Origin of the sequence: Marinobacter sp. UBA5687, from assembly GCF_002420325.1 — a bacterium.
GTDB classification, from domain to species: domain Bacteria; phylum Pseudomonadota; class Gammaproteobacteria; order Pseudomonadales; family Oleiphilaceae; genus Marinobacter; species Marinobacter nauticus.
Genome location: NZ_DIHV01000080.1, coordinates 1 through 4,801, shown reverse-complemented (window position 1 = coordinate 4,801; position 4,801 = coordinate 1). Strand labels below are relative to the sequence as shown.

The window sequence follows — 4,801 nt, the reverse complement described above, 5'->3', positions numbered from 1 at the left end:
AGCGACGCTCTGATCAGCGCTCTGGAACGAGCCGAATTACCGGATGAACAGCGTGCCCTGATACAGGCGGTTGCTGAAGCCATGAACCAGCCGTCGGCGGCGGTCGCAACCGTTAACCCGGTCGTGGCGTTCCTGGCGGAGATCGGAAAGAAGGTGACCACGCTGGGGCAGCTGGTCTGGTTGCTGGCCGGGTTTATTGGCCAGACGCTGGGCACGCTGTTCTACATCCTGCCCCGGCCTACTCGCTGGCGTATAACACCCTTTGTGGCGGCACTACAGGACACCGGCCTGAACGCCCTGCCCATTGTTGCCCTGCTTACCTTTCTGGTTGGCGCCGTGGTTGCGTTTCTTGGCGCGACAGTTCTTGAAGACTTTGGCGCAACCATTTACACCGTGGATCTGGTGGCGTTCTCGTTCCTGCGGGAGTTCGGCGTGCTTCTGGCCGCCATCCTGCTGGCCGGCCGCACCGCCAGTGCATTCACCGCACAGATTGGCGCCATGAAGGTCAATGAAGAACTCGACGCCATTCGCACCCTGGGGCTTAATCCGGTGGAACTGTTGGTGGTTCCCCGGGTATTGGCGATGATGTTCAGCCTCCCCATTCTCACCTTTATCGGCATGATCTCCGGGATGGTTGGCGGGGCCATGGTTTGCGCTCTGGCACTGGACATTCCACCCAGCCAGTTCATTGCCATTGTCGAACGGGATATCGCCCTGAAGCACTTCCTGGTCGGCCTTGGCAAGGCGCCGGTGTTCGCATTTCTGATCGCCGTCATTGGTTGCCTGGAAGGCTTCAAAGTGGCCGGCAGTGCTCAGTCTGTCGGGGAACACACCACCTCCAGCGTGGTGCAGTCTATCTTTATGGTGATACTGCTGGATTCCGTGGCAGCGCTGTTTTTCATGGAAATGGGTTGGTAAAGCATGGCGGATCATCCGGTCATACAGGTACGCGCACTCGACAACCGGTTCGGCAGCCACATCGTTCATGAGAAACTCGATCTGGATCTGTATCCCCGGGAGATTCTGGGTGTGGTCGGCGGTTCCGGCACCGGCAAGTCCGTTCTTTTGCGCAGTATAGTTGGCCTGAATCCACCGTCCGGCGGGCATATCACCGTTTTTGGTGAAGATTTGACGGAATTATCCGCCACCGAACGATCTCGCTATGAGCAACGTTTCGGGGTTCTGTTTCAGGGCGGTGCCTTGTTCACCTCACTGAACCTTGAGCAGAACATCGCGCTGCCGCTGATTGAACACGCCCGGCTGTCGCGGGCCGAAGCGGAGGAACTGGCCCGAATGAAACTGGCATTGACCGGCCTGCCACCAGAAGCCGCCACGAAATACCCGGCCGAACTCTCCGGCGGTATGGTCAAGCGGGCGGCCCTGGCCCGGGCGCTGGCGCTGGACCCGGAAATCCTGTTTCTGGATGAACCAACCGCCGGTCTGGACCCGATCGGCGCTGCCGCCTTTGATGAGCTGATTGTCACCCTTCGCAACGCACTGGGCCTGACGGTATTTCTTGTTACCCACGATCTGGATACCCTGTACACCACCTGTGACCGTGTTGCGGTTCTGTCTCAACGCAGGGTGCTGGTTGCCGATACTCTGGAAAAGGTGGCACAAACCGACGATCGCTGGATTCAGGACTACTTCCATGGCCCCCGTGGCCGCGCGGCGATTACAGCCCACAACAGGCTAACCAAACAGGAGCCCGGTTAATGGAGCCCAAGGCCCATCACGTTATCATCGGATTCTTCACGCTTGCGGCAGTCAGCGCTGCCTTGCTGTTTGCCCTGTGGCTTGGAAAATCATCTACCGACACCAACTGGGCCTATTACCGGATCGGGTTTGATCACCCGGTTGGCGGGCTGGCCAAGGGTAACCCGGTCCTCTATACCGGCGTCCCGGTGGGCGACGTGCTGGATCTTACCCTGGCGCCGGACAACCCCGCCCATGTGCGGGTACTGGTGAGGGTGAACCAGGATATTCCGGTACGGGAGAACACCCGCGCGGGCCTGGTCCTGGCCAACATAACCGGCAGCATGAGCATACAGTTTACCGGAGGCACACCAGACAGCCCCATTCTGGAAGGCCACAAAGACAATCCACCGCTGATAGCCGCCGAGCCTTCGGCCTTCAGTAACCTGCTGACCAACGGCGAGGCCATGCTCGGTAAAGCCGAACAGTTGCTGGAGAGTGCCAACCAGCTGATGTCCGAGAACAACCTGAGTAACATTGCCGAGATTCTTGAAAACACCCGCCAGGCCAGTGAATCCCTGCTGGCCAGTCGGGACGAGCTGGAAGCGCTGATGGCCCAGTTTGATGCGGCCGGAATACGCGCCGAAGAAGCTGCTATCAAGGTGTCTGCCGCAGCAGACAGGTCCCGAGAGGTACTGGATGAACGGGTAGAACCGGTTCTCCTGGCCATGTCCAGAGCACTGACTACCCTTCAACCTACCCTGGACCGGCTGGACACCCTGACCGGCGATAATGAACTGGCGCTGGACGCCGGCCTTCAGGGTCTGGGAGAAATCACGCCGGCACTGCGGGAACTGCGCAGTACCTTGCGCAACCTGAACTCATTTACCCGCAGACTGGAACAGGACCCCACCGGAACCTTGTGGGGCGGCGCCGGCATCAAGGAGTACGAACAATGAAAGTAGTATTCGCTCTTGCCTTGAGCCTGATTCTGGCTGGCTGCACGGTATTCCCGGTACCCGAATCCCCTCGCCTGATGGAGCTGGCACCAGCGAGCGACTTGCCAGCATTTGACCAGTCGCTGCCGGCCAGCCTTCGGGTAGATACGCCACTGGCTTCTGACCCGCTGGACAGCACTCGTATTCTGATTAAACCATCGGCATACGAATACCGAGCCCTGGCAGGCGCCCGATGGCGGGAGAGCATTCCCGTGGTCGTTCGCGATCACCTGCTTGAAACTTTCCGGGCAAGTCGGGCGTTCGAGAATGTAATGACTGACACCAGCCCGGCAACGTCGCAGTTAACCCTGGTCTCCGAGCTGACCGGATTTCATGCTGAGAATGGTGAAACTGGCACACGGGTGGTGATCAGGCTGCATCAGCAACTCATGGATAATCGCACCAGACGGAGCTTGTGTGTGAGGAGTTATGAAGCCAGTGCGAACGCACAAAGCACCGCGCTGGGGGAGTTGATGGAGGCCTTCAGTAATGCCAGTGCACATTCATCCGTGACCACAGTCACCTGGGCACACCAGTGTATGGCCCAGGAACCTCCGGCCAATTAACCTGCCTCTTTCGGAAACAAGTCAGCCCAGGCGGCACGAAGGTAGAGAATCATGGACCACAGGGTCAGCACTGCCGCGATGTAAAGCAGGCCGATGGCCACATAAGCCCAGAAATTACCCGGCGGAAACGCCAGCAACCCCACAATGGACGCCATCTGAGCGGTCGTCTTGATCTTACCGATATAGGACACGGCAACACTGGCGCGACTGCCCATTTCGGCCATCCATTCACGCAGCGCGGAGATAACGATTTCACGACCGATAATCACGGTGGCGGGAATTGTCAGCAGTACCGCCGAATACTCTTCGATCAGGACCGCCAGCGCCACTGCCACCATGAGTTTGTCGGCCACCGGATCCAGGAAGGCGCCGAACGGCGTACTCTGGTTCAGCTTGCGGGCCAGGTAGCCGTCCAGCCAGTCCGTCAGACCCGCCAAAGCAAATATGATGGCGCTGACCAGGTAGCTCCACTGCATGGGCAGGTAAAAGATCACCACAAACACCGGAATCATCACGATACGGGACATGGTCAGTATGTTCGGTAAATTCATGGTGTTCCTATTGGTCATGCAATGCTGCGTAAATGGTCTCTGCCAGTGTTTTGCTGATGCCCTGCACTTTGGCCATTTCATCAACACTGGCTTTTCTGAGTTCCTGGATGCCACCGAAATAGCGAATCAGTTCGCGCCGACGCTTGGGACCAACCCCTTCGATGCCTTCCAGTGTTGACTGGCGGCGCTTTTTGTCTCGCCCGGCCCGGTGTCCGGATATGGCAAAGCGGTGGGATTCATCCCGGATATGCTGAATCAGGTGCAGCGCCGGAGAATCCGCGGGTACCCTGAACACGGCACCTGTTAAAGCATCGATCAGCTGTTCCATCCCTGCGCGCCGGGTCACACCCTTGGCGACACCAATCAGAGGGATGTCGGAAATTCCAAGCTCTTCAAACACTTCTCGAGCAATGTTCAACTGGCCCTTACCACCGTCGATAAACACCAGATCTGGCCGCTTGCCCTCACCGTTCACCATCCGCCGGTAACGCCGGGTGAGTACCTGTCGCATGGCGGCATAGTCATCGCCGGCGGTTATGTCCTGGATGTTATACAACCGGTAATCGCTTTTCAGTGGCCCATTCTCGTCGAAAACCACACAGGATGCGACGGTATTTTCCCCATGACTGTGGCTGATATCGAAGCATTCCATACGGGAAGGCGTTTCCGTCAGCTCCAGCAGGTCCCGCAGGGCCAGCAATCGGCGATACACGGTTTCTTTACTGGCGAGATGTGTCAGCAGGGTTTGCCGGGCGTTGGTCATCGCCAGCTCCAGCCAACGCCGGCGCTCGCCGCGTACATTGCCACGAATTCGGGTTTCCCGGCGAGCAGCTTCCGACAGGGCCTGGGACAACAATTCCTGGCCGTCTACCGCCACCGGCACCAGGATGTCGCGCGGAATCTCCCGCCGGGTGTCGCCACCGAAATAGTACTGGCCCAGAAACGAGGCCAGCAATTCGCCTTCGGTCTGTTCCAGGGAATAGCGAGGAAA

The 4,801-nt window shown here is 58.5% G+C and carries 6 protein-coding genes; 4 read left to right on the top strand and 2 right to left on the bottom strand.

Annotated features, from left to right (window positions below; genetic code table 11):
* The 4 genes from B3Y70_RS08150 to B3Y70_RS08135 all read left to right on the top strand — a co-directional run.
* A partial coding sequence (locus B3Y70_RS08150) for an MlaE family ABC transporter permease (protein WP_288589596.1) occupies positions 1-918 on the top strand: 918 nt, incomplete at its 5' end.
* 3 nt (positions 919-921) lie between these two features.
* Complete coding sequence (locus B3Y70_RS08145) at positions 922-1,716, top strand: ABC transporter ATP-binding protein (protein WP_011784704.1); 795 nt, start codon at positions 922-924, stop codon at positions 1,714-1,716.
* Complete coding sequence (locus tag B3Y70_RS08140; protein WP_199453203.1) at positions 1,716-2,654, top strand: MlaD family protein; 939 nt, start codon at positions 1,716-1,718, stop codon at positions 2,652-2,654. The genes B3Y70_RS08145 and B3Y70_RS08140 overlap by 1 nt, the downstream gene beginning before the upstream one ends.
* Positions 2,651-3,259: an ABC-type transport auxiliary lipoprotein family protein gene (locus B3Y70_RS08135; protein WP_199453201.1), complete on the top strand. Its 609-nt coding sequence runs from the start codon at positions 2,651-2,653 to the stop codon at positions 3,257-3,259. The genes B3Y70_RS08140 and B3Y70_RS08135 overlap by 4 nt, the downstream gene beginning before the upstream one ends.
* On the opposite strand, the gene pgsA is transcribed toward B3Y70_RS08135, so the two are convergent.
* Positions 3,256-3,810, bottom strand: a complete 555-nt coding sequence (gene pgsA, locus B3Y70_RS08130; RefSeq protein ID WP_273031113.1) for a CDP-diacylglycerol--glycerol-3-phosphate 3-phosphatidyltransferase — start codon at positions 3,808-3,810, stop codon at positions 3,256-3,258. The two genes, B3Y70_RS08135 and pgsA, sit on opposite strands and share 4 nt — an antisense overlap.
* 7 nt (positions 3,811-3,817) lie before the next feature.
* A partial coding sequence (gene uvrC, locus B3Y70_RS08125) for an excinuclease ABC subunit UvrC (protein ID WP_288589595.1) occupies positions 3,818-4,801 on the bottom strand: 984 nt, incomplete at its 5' end.

Coding starts and splice junctions, on each gene's coding strand:
- B3Y70_RS08145 (WP_011784704.1), top strand. CDS start 922: ATGGCGGATCATCCGGTCATACAGGTACGCGCACTCGACAACCGGTTC.
- B3Y70_RS08140 (WP_199453203.1), top strand. CDS start 1,716: ATGGAGCCCAAGGCCCATCACGTTATCATCGGATTCTTCACGCTTGCG.
- pgsA (WP_273031113.1), bottom strand. CDS start 3,810: ATGAATTTACCGAACATACTGACCATGTCCCGTATCGTGATGATTCCG.
- B3Y70_RS08135 (WP_199453201.1), top strand. CDS start 2,651: ATGAAAGTAGTATTCGCTCTTGCCTTGAGCCTGATTCTGGCTGGCTGC.